Annotated in this window: 16 protein-coding genes; 11 read left to right on the top strand and 5 right to left on the bottom strand. The window is 71.7% G+C overall.

The window, feature by feature from the left end; genetic code table 11:
- Window positions 1–411: 411 nt before the first annotated feature.
- Window positions 412–2,241: a protein kinase domain-containing protein gene (locus OG293_RS03400; protein ID WP_405997253.1), complete on the top strand. Its 1,830-nt coding sequence runs from the start codon at window positions 412–414 to the stop codon at window positions 2,239–2,241.
- A gap of 151 nt (window positions 2,242–2,392) precedes the next feature.
- On the opposite strand, the gene OG293_RS03395 is transcribed toward OG293_RS03400, so the two are convergent.
- Entirely contained in the window at window positions 2,393–3,532 is a 1,140-nt protein-coding gene (locus tag OG293_RS03395; RefSeq protein WP_405997252.1) for a hypothetical protein, read from the bottom strand.
- A gap of 203 nt (window positions 3,533–3,735) precedes the next feature.
- Between OG293_RS03395 and OG293_RS03390 the strand changes: the two genes are divergently transcribed.
- The 3 genes from OG293_RS03390 to OG293_RS03380 are packed head-to-tail and all read left to right on the top strand — an operon-like array spanning window position 3,736 to window position 6,696.
- The gene (locus tag OG293_RS03390; RefSeq protein ID WP_405997251.1) at window positions 3,736–5,034 is read left to right on the top strand and encodes an alpha/beta fold hydrolase; all 1,299 of its coding nucleotides are present in this window, start codon (window positions 3,736–3,738) and stop codon (window positions 5,032–5,034) included.
- A 28-nt stretch (window positions 5,035–5,062) separates the two neighbouring features.
- On the top strand, window positions 5,063–5,809 hold the full coding sequence (locus tag OG293_RS03385; RefSeq protein WP_405997250.1) for a PIG-L deacetylase family protein: 747 nt from the start codon (window positions 5,063–5,065) through the stop codon (window positions 5,807–5,809).
- Window positions 5,810–5,862: 53 nt separating this feature from the next.
- On the top strand, window positions 5,863–6,696 hold the full coding sequence (locus OG293_RS03380) for an enoyl-CoA hydratase/isomerase family protein (protein WP_405997249.1): 834 nt from the start codon (window positions 5,863–5,865) through the stop codon (window positions 6,694–6,696).
- 1 nt (window position 6,697) lies between these two features.
- Here the strand turns inward: OG293_RS03380 and OG293_RS03375 are convergent, their stop codons facing one another.
- Complete coding sequence (locus OG293_RS03375) at window positions 6,698–7,597, bottom strand: SDR family oxidoreductase (RefSeq protein ID WP_405997248.1); 900 nt, start codon at window positions 7,595–7,597, stop codon at window positions 6,698–6,700.
- Window positions 7,598–8,220: 623 nt separating this feature from the next.
- Window positions 8,221–8,583, bottom strand: coding sequence for a hypothetical protein (locus OG293_RS03370; RefSeq protein WP_405997247.1), 363 nt, complete (start codon window positions 8,581–8,583; stop codon window positions 8,221–8,223).
- A gap of 190 nt (window positions 8,584–8,773) precedes the next feature.
- On the opposite strand from OG293_RS03370, the gene OG293_RS03365 reads away from it, so the two are divergent.
- The 6 genes from OG293_RS03365 (at window position 8,774) to OG293_RS03340 (ending at window position 14,049) form a co-directional block, all read left to right on the top strand.
- Entirely contained in the window at window positions 8,774–9,358 is a 585-nt protein-coding gene (locus OG293_RS03365) for a helix-turn-helix domain-containing protein (RefSeq protein WP_405997246.1), read from the top strand.
- 91 nt (window positions 9,359–9,449) lie between these two features.
- Window positions 9,450–10,415 (top strand): NADPH:quinone oxidoreductase family protein, encoded by a 966-nt coding sequence (locus tag OG293_RS03360; RefSeq protein WP_405997245.1) that lies wholly within the window; start codon window positions 9,450–9,452, stop codon window positions 10,413–10,415.
- Window positions 10,415–11,596 (top strand): acyl-CoA dehydrogenase family protein, encoded by a 1,182-nt coding sequence (locus tag OG293_RS03355; protein WP_405997244.1) that lies wholly within the window; start codon window positions 10,415–10,417, stop codon window positions 11,594–11,596. Before OG293_RS03360 ends, OG293_RS03355 begins: the two co-directional genes overlap by 1 nt.
- Window positions 11,593–12,690 (top strand): acyl-CoA dehydrogenase family protein, encoded by a 1,098-nt coding sequence (locus OG293_RS03350; protein ID WP_405997243.1) that lies wholly within the window; start codon window positions 11,593–11,595, stop codon window positions 12,688–12,690. Before OG293_RS03355 ends, OG293_RS03350 begins: the two co-directional genes overlap by 4 nt.
- 180 nt (window positions 12,691–12,870) lie before the next feature.
- A complete protein-coding gene (locus OG293_RS03345) occupies window positions 12,871–13,734 on the top strand; it encodes a phosphatidylinositol-specific phospholipase C/glycerophosphodiester phosphodiesterase family protein (protein ID WP_406003489.1) in 864 nt (287 codons plus the stop codon).
- Window positions 13,735–13,854: 120 nt separating this feature from the next.
- The gene (locus OG293_RS03340; RefSeq protein ID WP_405997242.1) at window positions 13,855–14,049 is read left to right on the top strand and encodes a hypothetical protein; all 195 of its coding nucleotides are present in this window, start codon (window positions 13,855–13,857) and stop codon (window positions 14,047–14,049) included.
- A 67-nt stretch (window positions 14,050–14,116) separates the two neighbouring features.
- Here the strand turns inward: OG293_RS03340 and OG293_RS03335 are convergent, their stop codons facing one another.
- A complete protein-coding gene (locus OG293_RS03335) occupies window positions 14,117–14,473 on the bottom strand; it encodes a DUF779 domain-containing protein (protein ID WP_405997241.1) in 357 nt (118 codons plus the stop codon).
- Window positions 14,474–14,704: 231 nt separating this feature from the next.
- Between OG293_RS03335 and OG293_RS03330 the strand changes: the two genes are divergently transcribed.
- Window positions 14,705–15,151: a nitroreductase family deazaflavin-dependent oxidoreductase gene (locus OG293_RS03330; RefSeq protein WP_405997240.1), complete on the top strand. Its 447-nt coding sequence runs from the start codon at window positions 14,705–14,707 to the stop codon at window positions 15,149–15,151.
- Between the two features lie 218 nt (window positions 15,152–15,369).
- Here the strand turns inward: OG293_RS03330 and OG293_RS03325 are convergent, their stop codons facing one another.
- The gene (locus tag OG293_RS03325) at window positions 15,370–16,887 is read right to left on the bottom strand and encodes a glycosyltransferase family 39 protein (protein ID WP_405997239.1); all 1,518 of its coding nucleotides are present in this window, start codon (window positions 16,885–16,887) and stop codon (window positions 15,370–15,372) included.
- Window positions 16,888–16,896 lie beyond the last annotated feature (9 nt).

Here is a 16,896-nt window from a genome sequence, read left to right as displayed (position 1 = left end):
GACGAAAGGGATTCGGCCACCCGGGACGGGCAGCCGCGTCCCGTCCCGTGGTCCCGTCCGGGAGGCCCGCCGATGGTCTTGCCGGGTGGACCGGGGCTGCCTCGGTCGCCGTCCCGCGACGCACACGTGTCCGGGCGGGACCGCGCTGCCCTGTCCACCGGGCCCGCGGACCACGTGCCAGGAGCGGCCGCGGGTTCCACACGCACGACCGGGGCCCGAGGCACTCCGGTTCACCTCCGGCCACGGGGCCCGCGGTGGGCGAGGGCGCGGAGCAGCCGGCCGAGCTGCTCCGCGCTCCGGCGCGCCGGAACACGAGGGCGGTCCCGGGGGCGCCGACCGGGGACGCCCTCGGGCGCAGCGAGGGCCGTCCGGTGCACGCCGCCGCCCCCGGCCCTCGTATGCTGACCCGCCATGGACACCAGGGGGCCTGACAGACGGCTCATCGACGGCCGTTTCGAGCTGCTCGACAGGCTCGGCAGCGGCGGGATGGGCACCGTGTGGCGGGCTCGCGACATCATGCTGCAGCGCGAAGTGGCACTGAAGGAGGTACGCCCGCCGGATCCCTCCGCGCAGGAGACCGACCCGGCCCGCGTCCGCATGCTGCGTGAGCGCGTGCTGCGCGAGGCGCGGGCGCTCGCCCGGCTGGCCCATCCGCAGGTGGTCACCATCCACCACATCGTCGAGAGCCCCCACGAACCCCATCCGTGGATCGTCATGGAGCTGGTGCGCGGACAGTCCCTGCACGACAGACTCGACCAGGGCCCGTTGCCCGTCCTCGAGGCGCTGCGCGTCGGCCGCGGCGTCCTGTCGGCACTCCGCGCCGCCCACGACGCGGGCATCCATCACCGCGATGTGAAGCCGGCCAACGTTCTTCTCCGGACGGACGGCAGCCCCGTCCTGACGGACTTCGGCATCGCCGTACTGCGCGAGTCGAGCAGCCTCACCGCCACGGGCGATCTCATCGGCTCGCCGGAGTACATCGCCCCGGAACGCATCCGCGGTGAGGAAGGCAACCCTGCCTCGGATCTCTGGTCGCTCGGAATGCTGCTCTACGTGGCTCTGGAGGGGGTGCACCCGCTGAGACGCGACACCAGCCTGTCGACGCTGGTCGCGGTCCTCGACGAGCCGATCCCCGCGCCGGTGCGTTCCGGAGCGCTCACGCCCGTGCTGAACGCCCTGCTCGTGCGGGACACCACGGCGCGTCCTGACGCGGCTCGGCTGGAGCGGATGTTCACCGAAGCCGAGGGCGACGCTCAGCGCTGGACGCCCACGTCCGCGGTCGGGGCGCCGTCCCCACCCTTGGGTGTGACGCCGTCCGCGACTCCGCCGGCCGCCTCGAACCCGTACGCCGCGTCGTCCGCGACTCCGCCGGCTGTCTCGAACCCGTACGCCGCGCAGAACCCGACCCCTCCGGCCGGCCACCCCGCGCAGCCCGGCCCGTACGGCATGCCCGTATCCGACACACCGCCGACCGGCTATGGCCCTCCGGCGCCCTTCGGCCCCGTGATCGGCCTCCGGCCTCCCGGATATCCCACGGTGGTTCCCCCGCCGCGGCGCAAGCAGTGGAGGACGACGGCCATCGTGGTCAGCGCCGCCGCCGCGCTCACCGCGGTGGTGGTCCTCGCGGTCAACGGCCTGCCGGGCGGAGGCGATACGGACAACGGGAAGTCGAACACGCCGTCCTCCAGCAGCGGTGACACGGACGCGGGCAACGGCCGGGCGACGGGAGGGGCAGGACAGGACGGCGCGGCGCAGGCGGACACGGCCACCCTCCCACCCTCCAAGGAGACCAAGAACCTCCTCACACCGGACAGCGTGCGGGCCGCGGTCAAGGCCTTCGAGGACAAGACGAAGACGACGAAGTTCTTCGAGTTCACGGTGTACGAGGAGTACGCCATCGCCGAAGTCCCGGTCCAGGGCAGCCGGAAGAAGTACGACCGCTGGGTCTACAGGAACGGCTACGCCGCGAAGGAGGGCCCGGGCGGTACCGTCATCGGCACCGACGGAGGTCCGGTCGACGTCAGCAAGGTCAAGTGGGACATCCTCCCCGCACTGATGAAGAAGGCCGACAAGGACCTGGGCATCGCGAAGCCGACCATGCGCTACGTCATCGTCCGAGGCCCGGTCTTCGAGGCGGTGCCGACGGTGAACATCTACCTGTCGGACGCCTACAGCTCGTCGGGATACCTGGCCGCGGACTTCAACGGCGCGGTGCTCAAGACCTACCCTGCCGAGAACTGACCGCACCAGGCCCGAGAGTCACCGCCCGGCCCGACAGGTCACCGTCCGGCCGAGAGCCTTGCCCGACCGCCGGTACGTGCCCGGCTCACGCGGCGTCCGGAGGCCCGGCGCGGGGCCTCTCCGCGGTACGCCGGCAGGCGTCGCGTCGGGGTCAGGCCACCGGTCCGGCGTGCAGGCTCTCCAGACGGCGTTGCAGCACCTGCAGAGCACCGCGCTGACGGCCCGGCACGCTGCGGCGCAGGGTGACGAGCGCCGGTGCGAGCGACCGCGCCCGGGGCAGGTCCCGGATCTGCTCCCACTGGTGGTGGGCCCGGTCGACCGCGGCTTCCACATCGGCGTCGTCGGCGGCCTGCTGCCGCGTCAGGCGCGCCTCGGCGGCGGCCATCCACAACTCGCAGCTGAGCCCCGGGTCCTGGGCGAGCCGGGCGAGGTCGGCCCGGACCTCCAGCCAGTGGATCGCCTGCACCGACCCCGGACCGTGCGTGCGCACCTCCTTCTGCTCCCAGACCGCGGCGGCCGACGCGGCCTCCCCGTGGCGCCCGGCCTGTGCGGCGGCGAGGATCGCCGGGTGCGGATCCTCGGCGGCGGACGCGAGCGGATGGGATGGCGCCTGTGCCGCCTCGGGGGCACCGGCCCGTGAGGGAGCGCCGTCCGTCAGCAGCAGTGCTGTCTCGCCCCCCGCCCTGACCGCTGCCTGCTCGTGGAGCGTGGCCAGGTCCGGCCGCGCTCCGCTCCGCCAGATCGCGGCGCATGCCTTGAGGTAGTCCGGACTCGCCGCGACGCGGCGCGCGGGAGCGGGCATGATCCGGCCGAAGAGCCGGATGCCGTGACCGAGGGTCAGGCCCGCCGCGGTCAGGTGCTGCCAGGCGTCGGCGTCGGCGACCAGGTCGACGACGACGGTGGTGGTGCCGGGACGCCGGATCGCGGTCTCGGAGGCGAGCCAGTGCCAGGGCAGCGCCGTATAGCGCATCGTCGTGGGCGTGGTCCGGGCGAGGGCCAGGTGCAGCAGCCGCTGCTTGCGGTCCAGTTGGAGCTGGCCGGCGATGTAGACGGACAGCGGTCCCTCGGCGGCTGCGGCTGCCCGGATCCGGGTGAGCACGGTCTGTGGATCGAGCGGATCGGCGAGCTCGATCACTGTCGCGGCGGGGGTGCCGGTGAGCGCGCTCGGCGGTACGGCGGCCAGCGCGGGCAGTGCGGAGCTGGCGTCCATCAGACGCCCCTTGCCCACCGGGGCGGCCGCGATGAGCAGCGCCGTTCCCGGTTCTGCCGTGTCCCCTCCGTTGATCACCACACCCAGCACCGTAGCCGACGAGGATGCGCGCCGAGCCGCCCGGCGGAACGCATCACTCCTTCGCGGCAGCCTCCCGGACCCGTTCCGTGTACGCACGGCCTGGCTCCGGTCCGACGGCTTCCCGACGGGCTGACCCCGCTCCTGCGGTTCCCGTCCGCCCATGTGATCCCATGGGCGGACAAGAACAGAAACAGGAGCAGCCAGTGACCAGCTATCGCCAGCCGGGACTCGTCCTCACCGACCGGCACTTCACCGTTCCGCTCGACCACGCCGAACCGGCGGGGGAGCAGCTCGAACTGTACGGCCGCGAGGTCGTCGCCGCCGGGCGTTGCGGAGCGGATCTGCCCTGGCTGGTCTATCTGGAGGGCGGGCCGGGCTTCGGCGCCCGCCGCTTCGCCGGCAAACAGGCCTGGCTCGCACGGGCCGTCCAGGAGTACCGGGTGCTGCTCCTCGACCAGCGCGGCACCGGCCGCTCCACGCCCCAGAACCGTCAGAACCTTCCCCTGCGCGGCGGCCCCGAGGAGCAGGCGGCTCACCTCGCCCACTTCCGGGCCGACAGCATCGTGCGCGACTGCGAGGCGGTCCGCCGGACGCTCACCGGCGGCGCGCCCTGGACCGTGCTCGGCCAGAGCTTCGGCGGCTTCTGTGCCATGCACTATCTCTCCACCGCCCCCGAAGGGCTGCGGACGGTGATCATCACGGGCGGTCTGCCCGCCCTGGACGCCCACGCCGACGACGTCTACCGCGCCGCGTACCCGCGCATCCAGCGCAAGGTGGAGGCGCACTACGCCCGCTACCCGCAGGACGTGCCCCGGGCGCGCCGGATCGTCGAGCACCTCACCGAGCACAAGACCGTGCTGCCCGGCGGCTACACCCTCACGCCCGAGGCCTTCCAGTCTTTGGGGATCCTGCTCGGCGGCGGGGACGGCAGCCATCAGCTGCACTATCTGCTGGAGGACGCCTTCGTCCGCACGGGCGCCGGACACGAACTCTCCGACGCCTTCCAGGAAGCCGTGCTCGGCACCCTCTCGTTCGCCGGGCATCCGCTGTACGCGGCACTGCACGAGGCGATCTACGCCCAGGGCGGCAAGCCCACGGACTGGGCCGCCGAGCGGGTCCGCGCCGACTTCCCGCAGTTCGACGCCGCCGCCCCGCTGAACGGTGACGGTCCCCTGCTGTTCACCGGGGAGAGCATCCACCCCTGGCACTTCGACGTGGACCCCGCCCTGCGCCCGCTGCGCGAGACCGCTCAGCTGCTGGCCGCCCGCACCGACTGGACGCCGCTGTACGACCCCGCCCGGCTCGCCGCCAACGAGGTGCCCGTCGCCGCCGCCGTCTACCACGCCGACATGTACGTCGACGCCGAGCACTCACTGCGCACCGCCGACACCGTCCGTGGACTGCGTACCTGGGTCACCGACGAGTACGAGCACGACGGTGTGCGGGCGAGCGGGACGCGGGTGCTCGACAGGCTGCTCGCGCTGGCCCGCGGGGACGCCTGACGAGGACTCGGCGCCGTATCCTGCGGCCATGACCGACCCTGTGACCGAACAGCTGGCACCCATGCCCGACGACTGGCAGCGCGCCCTGGCCGTCGTCGCCCACCCGGACGACCTGGAGTACGGCTGCGCCGCGGCCGTGGCCGGGTGGACCGACGGCGGCCGGGAGGTCACGTACCTCCTCGCCACCAGGGGCGAGGCGGGCATCGACACGATCGACCCCGCGACGTGCGCCCCCCTGCGCGAGCGGGAGCAGCGGGCGAGCGCGGCGGTCGTGGGCGTGTCGACGGTGGAGTTCCTCGACCACAAGGACGGTGTGATCGAGTACGGGACCGGGCTCCGCCGGGACATCGCCGCGGCTGTCCGCCGTCATCGCCCCGAGCTGGTGATCACGCTCAACCACCGGGACACCTGGGGCGGGACGGCCTGGAACACCCCCGACCACCGGGCCGTCGGCCGGGCGACGCTCGACGCCACCGCTGACGCCGGAAACCGCTGGATCTTCCCCGAACTCATCACCGAGCAGGGCCTTGAGCCATGGAACGGGGTGCGCTGGGTGGCCGTGGCGGGCACCACGACGCCCACCCACGCGGTCGACGCCACGGCGGGCCTCGAGCGCTCCGTCCTGTCGCTGATGGAGCACCGCACGTATATCGAGGTGCTGACGGACCAGAACCCCGAGGAGTACTGCCGGAGCTTCCTCACCGGGAACGCCCAGCGGATGGCGGAGCGCTTCGGAGGCCGGCCCGCCGTCGCCTTCGAGCTGTTCGGCCGCTGACGCAGGAGGTACGCTGCACCGCATTCTGATGCTGCGTCAGAAGGGGTGCCGCGATGATCGACACGCTGGACCGGGAGATCGCCGAGGGTGAGGAGCGGATACGCCTCGACGTCAGCGACGGTATCGGGGTCCTCACCCTCTGCCGCCCCGCGAAACTGAACGGCTGGAGCTGGGAGTCCAGCCGCCAGCTCGGACTGATGGCCGACCGGATCCGCTTCGACGACACGATCAGAGCCGTGCTGCTGCGCGCCGAGGGGCGCGCCTTCTGCGCCGGAATCGACGTCACCGCGCCGGGCGGTGCGATCACCGGCCGCACGCCCGCCGAGCGCACCCACCGCTCCTACGAGGGCATCCGCTGGGTGCACGAACGGTTCGCGGCCTTCGCCCGCCTTCCGCAGCCGATCGTCGCGGCCGTCCAGGGCTACTGCCTCGGCTTCGGCTTCGAACTCGCGCTCATGGCGGACATCCGCGTCGCGGCCGACGACGCCGTCTTCGCCCTGCCGGAGGCACAGATCGGGGTCGCCGTCGACGCGGGCGGCGATCTGCGGATCGCCCGGGACGCGGGTGCGGGGTGGGCGAAATACCTGGCGCTCACCGGCCGCCGCATCGACGCCGGAACGGCCGAACGCCGTGGGCTCCTCCACCTTGTGGTGCCCCGTGACGAGCTCGAACGCACCGCGCGAGAGGTCGCCGCCGAGATCGCGGCCAACGCGCCGCTCGCCGTCCGCGCGATCAAACGCGGCATCGACGCCTACGCGGACGCCGGCATGGCGGCGGCACTCGACCGTACGGCACTCGGCGCGGCCCTCACCCTCACCTCGGAGGACTCCCGGGAGGGGTACGCGGCGAGTGCGGCGAAGCGGTCACCGCACTTCGGGGGCGGGTGAATCAGTCGTCGGGCCCTCCGCGCGCCAACTGCTCCCGGACCGTCTCCACCGGCGCTGCGACCAGGGTCCGGCGCTGCCAGTTCGCCCCGTCCACCACCAGCGTGTGCCCGCTGACGAACCGGGCGTACGGAGAGGCCAGAAAGGTCGCCGCCCAGCCGATCTCGCGCGGCTGCCCGACCCGCAGAGCGGGCTGACGCCCGTCCTTGCCGTCGGCCCTGTCCAGGCCGCCACGGATCTCGGCGGTCATGTCGTCGTGCGGGACAAGCCCGGGGACCAGCCCGTTGACCTGGATTCCGTAGGGTCCCCACTCGACGGCCAGGGTCTCGACGAGGTTCTTCACGCCTGCCTTGGCCGCGGCGGAGTGCACGAACCCGGGGCCGCCGGTCCAGGCGTACGACGCCCCCACATTGATCACCGACCCCGGCAGGCCTGTAGCGAGATGGCGTCGGCTGAACTCCCGGGTCATGAACCAGGTTCCGGTCAAGGTGATGTCGACGACGGCGCGCCAGCCGTTGGCGGACAGTTCCTCCGCCGGGACGGGGAAGTTGGCCGCCGCGTTGTTCACCAGGACATCAGGCAGACCGAGGGCCGCCTCGGCGGCGTCGAAAACCTCGGCGATACGGTCGGGCTCGCGTATGTCGCACACGGCGGCGCACACCCGCCCGCCGATCGCGGACAGTTCTTCCTGGGCGGCCTTCAGCCGCTCGGCGTTGCGGGACACCAGCATCAGATCCGCGCCGAGCCGCGCGAACTCCGCGGCGATGGCTCTGCCCAGCCCGGATCCGCCACCGGTCACCAGGACGGTGCTGCCTTCGTAGGCCCCTGGCTGCAGCGCGCTGGCGCCGAGTGGGGGAGGGGCGGGAAGTCCGGTCCTTCGCGGGGAGGCGCTCTCGTCCGTCATGGCGCATCGATAGCCGCTTGAGGCCGAAACCGCCATGCCCGTGTACGGCCGACATCCGGGAGATGGTGTGAGCCGACGGCGACCCATGCCGTTCGGCAGTGGCAGGGAGATCAGGCCGGATGCTCGGCGAGCGGCTCCTGACCGGAAACCCTCATGTGCGGACACCGCAAGATCGATATGGCCGGAAGGTCTGCGTAGCGGCGCAACCCGATCCGTCGGGACGGGCTCTTCCTGGACGAAGAGCACCGGGGGAAAGGGGATTTCGTGTTCCGTGGAGCAGCCATGGCCGCACATACGGCCGGCCTTGTCCCGTTCCCGCTGGCCGGGCCGGCTTTCGAGGTCAGCGCGGACGAAACATCGCGGGAACGTACCTGATCACGGCAACCAGTGACGGCCGAACCGTCGCCACCGAGAAGCTCACGGTCGTGGCGCCGGGTGCCGCGGACATCGGGCGGTTCGTCATCAGGCCGAGGGACGCGTTTCCCGGCAGTGACCGCTCCGCCGCCGTTCGCGCCGGTTCCGGGGCGGCTCGGTCTCCTGTGCCGGTACGGCGAGGACGGACGGCGCCGGACCGGATCTCCCGTCGGAGGTCCGGTCCGGCGCCGCGGTGCCGTCGAACGCGCCTACGGCTGAAGGGTGATCGAGTTGATCGGCGTCATGTCCTTGTCGATCCACCAGCCACCGCCGGGCAGATAGCCCTCGCATCCCGTGCCGTTGTAACCGGTGCAGGTCCGCAGGGTCGCACCGTCGGTCTGCTTGTTGAGGATGCGGTGGACCCCGTACATGCCGCTGAGGTTGTAGGTGCCGTAGTTGTAGTAGGAGTGCGACGGGGTGTCGTTGTTCCAGCCTGTGTTCTCCGGGTAGATGCAGACGTATCCGTCAGGACACCCGTGCTCCGTCGCGGCCTGGGCACTCGTTGCACCGACGGTGGTGAGCGCCCCGATGGCCAGCGTCATCGCCGCGGCGGCTCTTGCGATCCTGCGCATGAAGGTCCCCCTCAGTGGGTGGTTGTCGTTCGCGATGCAACGTAGCCGGGCCCGGGCGTGCCCTGACCCTGACGTTTGTCAGGATCGCGACGCATCCGTACCGTGCGCTGTCCTCCCGGGGCGTCCCTCGGGCTGCCGATGGCCGTCTCGCGTATTTGACAAAGCGGCTTGCCGTTTCTGCAATAGAGGCATGGACGACGACACACAGTTCGATGCCGTGCTGAACGAGGTGGGACCCCGTCTGCGCCGGGTCAGGCGTGAGCGCGGGGCCACCCTCGGCGCGCTCTCCGAGGTGACCGGGATCTCCGTCAGCACCCTGTCGCGGCTGGAGTCCGGCCGCCGCAGACCCAGTCTCGAACTGCTGCTGCCCATTGCCCGCGCCCATCAGGTGCCTCTGGACGAGCTGGTCGGCGCTCCGCCGGTCGGTGATCCCCGGGTGCGCGCCAAGCCCATCGTCCGGCATGGGCGGACGATGCTGCCGCTCACGCGTCAGCCCGGCGGGCTCCAGGCGTACAAGGTGGTGCAGGAGACCAGCGGCGGCGACACCGAACTGCGGACCCATGAGGGTTACGAGTGGCTCTATGTGCTGTCCGGCAAACTCAGGCTGCGCCTGGGGGACCACGACGTGGTGCTGGACGCCGGGGAGGCCGCGGAGTTCGACACGCGCGTGCCGCACTGGTTCGGCCCTGCCGGGGAGGGGCCCGTGGAGTTCCTGAGTCTCTTCGGCCCTCAGGGGGAGCGGATGCATGTACGGGCTCGCCCCAAGCGCGGCTGACCAGGCCTTTCGGCGGGGGCTTCCCGAGCGGCAAGCGACCGCTTAGTATGCGACGAGCATGGTACTGCCTACGGTTTGTGGAGGCCCCGAGATGCAGGCATGGCGAGTGCACCGCAACGGCGAGCCGAGCGAGGTGATGCGGCTCGAAGAGGTGGACCGGCCGACGCCCGGCGAGGGACAGCTGCTGCTGAGGGTCCGCGCGGCGAACATCAACTTCCCCGACGCCCTGCTCTGCCGCGGCCAGTACCAGATCCGGCCGCCGCTGCCGTTCACACCCGGCGTCGAGATCTGCGGCGAAACCGAGGACGGCCGCCGCGTGATCGCCAACCCCGCGCTGCCGAACGGCGGACTCGCCGACTATGTCGTCGCCGACGCCGCGGCCGTCCTGGACGCACCCGAGGCCCTCGACGACGCCGAGGCGGCCGCCCTGCACATCGGCTACCAGACCGGCTGGTTCGGACTGCACCGCCGCGCCCACATCCGGGCGGGCGAGACCCTGCTCGTGCACGCGGCGGCGGGCGGCGTCGGCAGCGCGGCCGTCCAGCTCGGAAAGGCGGCCGGAGCCCGTGTCATCGGAGTCGTCGGCGGAGCGGACAAGGCCCGGACCGCCCGGGAACTGGGATGCGACGTCGTCCTCGACCGCCGCGAGGACGACATCGTCGCCGCGGTCAAGGACACGACCGGCGGCCGTGGTGCCGATGTCGTCTACGACCCGGTCGGCGGTGACGCCTACGCCAAGTCCGCCAAGTGCGTCGCCTTCGAGGGCAGGATCGTGATCGTCGGCTTCGCCAGCGGCACGATCCCCAGCCCTGCCCTCAACCACGCCCTGGTGAAGAACTACTCGATCGTCGGCCTCCACTGGGGCCTGTACAACCAGCTCGACCCCGCCGCGATCCGCGGCTGCCACGAGGAACTGGCCCAGCTCGCGGCCCAGGGCGTGATCAAGCCGCTCGTCAGCGGACGCGTCGCCATGCAGGACGCGGCCGACGCCGTCCAGCGGGTCGCCGACGGCACGACCACCGGCCGCCTGGTCGTCATCCCGGAAGGCGCCAAGTGATGACGGACGCAGCCGAACTGCTCGGTCGCACCAAGGAGTTGCTGGCCGCCCACCCTCCGGCCACGACCGACCGCACCGACTTCCTCATGGCACGCTTCGACGCCGGCCTCGCCTGGGTGCACTACCCCGAAGGACTCGGCGGACTCGGAGCGCCGCGCTCGCTCCAGGCCGTCGTCGACGCCGAGCTGGCGGCGGCGAACGCGCCCGACAACGACCCGCGCCGGATCGGCATCGGCCTCGGCATGGCCGCGCCGACGATCCTCACGTACGGCTCCGACGAGGTGAAGCAGCGCTTCCTGCGCCCCCTTTGGGCCGGAGAGGAAGTGTGGTGCCAGCTCTTCAGCGAGCCCGGCGCGGGATCCGACCTCGCCGCGCTCGGCACCCGGGCCGTCCGCGACGGCGACGACTGGGTCGTGAACGGCCAGAAGGTGTGGACCTCCAGCGCGCACGTGGCCCGCTGGGCCATCCTCATCGCGCGCACCGACCCCGATCTGCCCAAGCACCGCGGTATCACCTACTTCATCTGCGACATGAGCGACCCGGGTGTCGAGGTGCGGCCTCTGCGTCAGATCACCGGCGAGGCGGAGTTCAACGAGGTCTTCCTCACCGGCGTCCGCATCCCCGACGCGCACCGCCTCGGCGAGATCGGCGACGGCTGGAAGGTCGCCCAGACCACCCTCATGAACGAGCGCGTCTCGATCGGCGGCAGCCGCCTGCCGCGCGAGGGCGGCATGATCGGCCCGATCGCCCGGACCTGGCGCGAACGCCCCGAGCTGCGCACCCACGAACTGCACCAGCGACTGCTCACCCTGTGGGTCGAGGCCGAAGTCGCCCGCCTGGCCGGAGAACGCCTGCGCCAGCAACTCGTCGCAGGCCAGCCAGGACCCGAGGGCAGTGGCATGAAGCTCGCCTTCGCCCGCCTCAACCAGGAGATCAGCGGCCTGGAGGTGGAACTCCTCGGCGAGGACGGCCTGCTGTACGGCGACTGGACCATGCGCCGCCCGGAGCTCGTCGACTTCACCGGCCGGGACGCCGGCTACCGCTATCTGCGCTCCAAGGGCAACTCCATCGAGGGCGGCACCAGCGAAGTACTGCTGAACATCGTCGCGGAACGGGTACTGGGACTGCCCTCCGAGCCGCGCAACGACAAGGACGTCGCCTGGAAGGACCTGGCTCGATGACTACGCAGCCCACACAGCCCGACCTGCTGTACTCCGAGGCCGAGGACGATCTGCGTGCCGCGGTGCGGTCCCTGCTCACCGAGCGGAGCGACACGGCGTCCCTCCTTGTGCGTGCCGAGGCCGGGACACCGTACGACCCCGAGCTGTGGAAGGCACTCGCCGGGAACATGGGCGCGGCCGGTCTGCTCGTGCCCGAGAAACTCGGCGGGCAGGGTGCGAGCCACCGTGAGGCGGCCGTCGTCCTGGAGGAGCTCGGCCGCGCCGTGACCCCCATCCCGTACCTCACGAGCTCGGTGATCGCGACCACGACGCTGCTGGACCTCGACGTCGAATCCACCGAAGTGGCCACCCTCATCCATCAGTTGGCGACCGGGGCGAAGACCGCGGTGCTCGCCGTGCCGCTGTCGGCGTCGCCGCGGGGGCCGCTCCCCTTCGACGCCCCGAGGATCACCGGCGTCGCCGACGCCCCGGTCGCCGATGTGTTCCTCCTGCTGAGGTCCGACGGGCTGTACGCCCTCGGCCGCGCGGACGTCACCGTCGAGGCGCTGACTCCGCTCGATCTGACCCGTCCGCTGTCCGCCGTCACGACCGGCGACACGGCGGGTGCCACCCGCCTCGCCGACGCGCCCGTCGCCGAGCGCGCGGTACGCCGGGGGCTCCTCGCCGGGGCCGCCCTGCTCGCCTCCGAGCAACTGGGCGTTGCCGAGTGGTGTCTTCAGGAGACGGTCCGTCACACCCGCGAGCGCCACCAGTTCAACCGGCCCATCGGGTCCTTCCAGGCGCTCAAGCACCGGATGGCGCAGCTGTGGCTGGCGGTCGTCTCCGCTCGCGCCGCGGCGCGCAACGCCGCCGACGCGCTGGCCACCGACAGCCCCGAGGCCCCTCTCGCGGCGTCCCTCGCCCAGGCGTACGCCTCCCGTGTCGCCGTGCACGCCGCCGAGGAGTGCGTCCAGCTCCACGCCGGCATCGGCATGACCTGGGAGCACCCCGCCCACCTGTATCTCAAGCGGGCCAAGGCCGACGAGATCGCGCTCGGCACACCGGGCCGCCACAAGGACACCTTGGCCGAACTGGTCGGCCTCCAGGCTCCGTAGCCGCGACCACGGGCACCTCCGGGCCGCCGCACCGACCCCAGGTGCGGCGGCCCTTGTCGTGGTGTGCCCACTGAGCACCAAGTGACGGATGGCCGAACTCCTTGCGCACCACTGCCTGTTGGGCCCTGCCGGACGGATACTCACCGATGTCCCTCCCGACCCCCGGAGCCCGGAGGCACCATCGTGCTGACCACCCGTCGCAGCGCCGTCACCACCCTCGCCGCCGCTTTGACCGGCGCTCTCGTCGCGCCCGCCTACGCGCAGGCCGCGGAGAAGCACGGCGGGCCATCGGGCCCGCAGCCCCTGCGCCGGGCCCACGCCCACAACGACTATCTGCACCCGCGGCCGCTGTCCGACGCTCTGTCGCACGGCTTCACCAGCGTCGAGGCCGACATCTTCCTCGTCGACGGAGACCTGCTCGTCGCCCATGATCCGGCCGACCTCGACCCCACCCGTACCCTGCGCTCCCTCTACCTCGACCCGTTGCTCGCCCGCGTGAGGGCCAACCACGGCAGCGTCTACCGGGGGCACCGGCGGCCCGTGCAGCTCCTGATCGACATCAAGACCGACGGCGCCGACGCCTATCTCGAACTCGACCGCCAGCTCCGGCACTACCGGCACATCCTGAGCGGCTTCTCCCACGGACACGTCCGCCTCGGCGCCGTCACCCCCGTCGTCTCCGGTGACCGCGCGGCCCGTGTCCCCATGGAGGCCCAGCGACGGCGGTACGCCTTCTACGACGGCCGGCTCGACGACCTGGGCACCGCCGCCCCCGCTTCCTTCATCCCGCTGATCTCCGGCAGCTGGACGGAGAGCTTCAGCTGGCTCGGTACCGGCCAATTCCCGCCTGCCGAGCGGCAGAAGCTGCGGGCCGTCGTCGCCCACGCGCACGACCAGGGCCGACGGGTCCGCTTCTGGGCCACGCCCGACGTGGCCGGGCCGGACCGCGACGCACTGTGGACCGAACTGCTCGCCGCGGGCGTCGATCACATCAACACCGACGATCTGGCAGGTCTGGAGCGCTTCCTGCGCGCTCGCGGCTGATCGAACACATCTGCACGACAGCACCCGTACGGCGGACATGCCAGTCGGCCGTCCGGGCCCTCCGCTGCGCCAGACTGACGGCCGAATGCCGCATTCCTGGCGCGGCGGAGGAGGTTGGCCATGGCCATTTCGATCTCGATCGTGCTGCTGCTGCTGGTTCTCGCAGTGATCTTTGTGCGCAACGGCGGACTGAAGCTGTCCCACGCGATCGTCTGCGCCCTGCTCGGCTTCTATCTCGCGAGCACCAGCATGGCGCCCACCATCCAGGAGGGCATCGCGGCCACCGCGGACGTGGTCGGCAGCCTCAGGCCCTGAGGCCATGGCTCAGGGTCCGCCCGGCTTCCGCATGGTGTGATCGGGAAGCGGCACGGGATGGGGCTGATCAGCCGCCCACCACATGCGACCTGATCAGGAACCGTACGCCTTCCGGAGCCTCCAGCGAGAAGCCGCTGCCCCGGCCCTCGACGACATCGACGACGAGCCGTGTGTGGCTCCACACCGCGTACTGACTCGTCGAGATCCAGAACGCGACCGTCTCCTCGACGCCCTCCACCCGGAGCTCCCCGAGGAGCATGTCGGACTGGCCCGTACGGAACTCCCCGTCCGGGTAGCACATGGGCGCGCTGCCGTCGCAGCAGCCGCCCGACTGGTGGAACATCAACGGACCGTGGGCGGCCCGCAGCCGCCGCAACAGATCGGCGGCTGCGGGGGTCAGCTCCACGCGGGGGGCATCGGTCATCGGGCCATGGGAGCACGGGTGAGGTTGCAACCCCGTTGCAGTGCCCTCGGCGAGAACCCGCGCTCACGGAGCCCGGCCCGATCGGCGGAAGGACCGGACCGACCTCGACCTGGTCACGTCACGGACCCTCGACGCGCGGACGGTTCTCCTCCGCCACGAGTGCCCGGCGGGATGATTGCCTGGCCCTCATGCGTTGAACTGTTCACGCGTCATCGACGAGGGAAGGACGCCATGCCTCTTGAGGGTGAGTACGAGCCGAGCCCGGAGAAGTGGGTACGCGACCAGGTCGAGCTGTACGAGAGCTCCGGCGGTACCAGGGGAACCACGATGCGGGGGATGCCCGTCATCGTCCTGACCACCCGCGGCGCCAGAAGCGGCAAGATCCGCAAGTCACCGCTCATGCGGGTGGAACACGACGGGTCCTACGCGGTGGTGGCCTCCCTGGGCGGTGCGCCCAAACACCCCGTCTGGTACCACAACGTCGTCGCCGACCCCCGGGTGGAACTCCAGGACGGCTCGGTGCGCCAGGACATGACGGCGCATGAGGCGACCGGGGACGAGAAGGCCGTGTGGTGGACGCGAGCCGTCGCCGCCTACCCGGACTACGCCGACTACCAGAAGAAGACGGACCGCGAGATCCCGGTGTTCGTCCTGGAACGGGCGGGCAAGGCGCACTGACGCCATCCACCGCGCAAGGGCCTTGGACCGGTACAGGTCCAAGGCCCTTGGCCGCCCTCGGCGCGCGGGGCGGACAGACGCGGTGGCCGTCGATCCCCGGCAGCACGATGTCGAGGACGGTGGCGGTGCAGGAATTCTCCCGCGCCCGCCACAGGCCGCCCCCGCCGTCGAGCGCGACATCGACGGCGAAGCCTTCCGTTTCGAGACCTGCCGGGCGCCTATGACCGGCGCCGCAGCAGTGCCACGGTGACCCCCGTCAGCCGCTCGGTGCCGCTCGCCGTGTAGCGCGCCCGCAGAGCCCGCGCCTGGGGTCCCGGCAGCGCCTCGAACGGATCGGCGTCGTTGCCGCCGACCACCAGCCAGATCCGGCGCTCGTCCTTCACACAGGCGGCCGGATCCGGGCATTCGGTGGACCACAGATCGTTGCGGTCGGCGGCCGACTCCGCCAGGAAGACATCACGCATCCGCAGCCCGTCGGGAAGGTAGAAGCGGACTCCGACGTCGAGCATGCGCCAGTAGTCGGGGCCACGGTCGTACACCACCGCGTCCCCGGGCCGGTGGTACTTCTGGATCGTGCGCGCCGCGCCCTCGTAATCCACGCCGTGCCAGAAGTGCGCGTACGGCTTCCGCATCGCCTGGTGCTCGGGAAGGGTGAGCAGCGCGACGACGACCAGCGCCGCCGCGACCAGGGCCCGGGACCGCGCGGCCGTGAGTCCCGCCCCGGCCAGCACCACCCAGGCCGGCAGAGTGAAGAGCAGATAGCGGTAGTAGAAGTACGAGACGTCCCCGTGCGAGACGACCCAGAGCACGAGCGGCGGCAGCACGGCCAGCGCGGTGGCGGACAGGACGGCGTCACGGCGCTCGCCCCATGCCAGCACGGCCAGCGTCGTCACCGCACCGGCCGCCAGGGCCGAGGCGTACAACTGAGGCCAGAAGGTGAGCAGGCTCGACAGGTCCGGCTCTGGGATCCAGGCGATCTGCCGTCCGGCCTGCGCTCTGCCCAGGAGCGCGACGGGGGCCGAGGCGGCCACACCGATCAGCGCGGCGAGACCGAAACGCACGGCCGTCCGGCGCTCCGAGCGGGCATGCAGCGCCACCACGACGAGGTGTCCGGCCAGGGCGGTCAGCGCCACCAGATGCAGTAGGCCCACCGCCGCCAAGGACAGCGTGTAGCCCGCCCAGCGCCACCGGTTTCCGGGGCGGTCCAGGGCCCGGAGCAGCAGCAGCGTGGACAGGGCCACGGCCAGAACCACCAGCGCGTAGGGGCGGGCCTCGTGGCCGTAACGCGTCACCACCGGAACGAGCGTGAACAGCAGACCGGCGGTCAGTCCCGCGCGCCGGCCGAACAGACGCCGCCCGATCAGCGCCGTGCACGCGGTGGCACCCGCCATCGCCAGCGCCGAGGGCAGCCGCACCGCTGTGGCCGATTCCCCGACGACCGCCATCCACCCGTGCAGGAAGAGGTAGTAGGCACCGAGCACCGCGTCCACGTTCCGCACGGCGGACAGCAGCTCCCCGGTGCCGCGTGCGGCCATGTCCCAGCTGTTGAGCTCGTCCTCCCACAACTGTGGGATGCCGATCTGGTACACCGTCAGCACAAAGGTGATGAGCGTTGGCCAGATCCATACGCTGCGCAGTATTCCGCGGGCGTCCCGTGCCGCGGGAGTCCCGGAGCCGCCGCCGTCGCGAGCGGGCGGCGTACGGTCCTGGGCCGAGGACGGGGAGAGAAGTGCCATGTCGAAGCC

The sequence above is a fragment of the Streptomyces sp. NBC_00829 genome (assembly GCF_045161795.1).
In the GTDB taxonomy this organism is placed as follows: Bacteria; Actinomycetota; Actinomycetes; order Streptomycetales; family Streptomycetaceae; genus Streptomyces.
Note: the sequence above shows the minus strand (reverse complement) of the source record. Positions and strands in the feature narration are given on the sequence as shown.

Bases quoted from the DNA above. Each gene is read 5' to 3' on its own strand.
- OG293_RS03380 (WP_405997249.1), top strand. From the start codon at position 5,863: ATGATCGACACGCTGGACCGGGAGATCGCCGAGGGTGAGGAGCGGATA.
- OG293_RS03370 (WP_405997247.1), bottom strand. From the start codon at position 8,583: ATGCGCAGGATCGCAAGAGCCGCCGCGGCGATGACGCTGGCCATCGGG.
- OG293_RS03330 (WP_405997240.1), top strand. From the start codon at position 14,705: ATGCCTCTTGAGGGTGAGTACGAGCCGAGCCCGGAGAAGTGGGTACGC.
- OG293_RS03360 (WP_405997245.1), top strand. From the start codon at position 9,450: ATGCAGGCATGGCGAGTGCACCGCAACGGCGAGCCGAGCGAGGTGATG.
- OG293_RS03400 (WP_405997253.1), top strand. From the start codon at position 412: ATGGACACCAGGGGGCCTGACAGACGGCTCATCGACGGCCGTTTCGAG.
- OG293_RS03375 (WP_405997248.1), bottom strand. From the start codon at position 7,597: ATGACGGACGAGAGCGCCTCCCCGCGAAGGACCGGACTTCCCGCCCCT.
- OG293_RS03340 (WP_405997242.1), top strand. From the start codon at position 13,855: ATGGCCATTTCGATCTCGATCGTGCTGCTGCTGCTGGTTCTCGCAGTG.
- OG293_RS03325 (WP_405997239.1), bottom strand. From the start codon at position 16,887: ATGGCACTTCTCTCCCCGTCCTCGGCCCAGGACCGTACGCCGCCCGCT.
- OG293_RS03385 (WP_405997250.1), top strand. From the start codon at position 5,063: ATGACCGACCCTGTGACCGAACAGCTGGCACCCATGCCCGACGACTGG.
- OG293_RS03335 (WP_405997241.1), bottom strand. From the start codon at position 14,473: ATGACCGATGCCCCCCGCGTGGAGCTGACCCCCGCAGCCGCCGATCTG.
- OG293_RS03365 (WP_405997246.1), top strand. From the start codon at position 8,774: ATGGACGACGACACACAGTTCGATGCCGTGCTGAACGAGGTGGGACCC.
- OG293_RS03350 (WP_405997243.1), top strand. From the start codon at position 11,593: ATGACTACGCAGCCCACACAGCCCGACCTGCTGTACTCCGAGGCCGAG.
- OG293_RS03355 (WP_405997244.1), top strand. From the start codon at position 10,415: ATGACGGACGCAGCCGAACTGCTCGGTCGCACCAAGGAGTTGCTGGCC.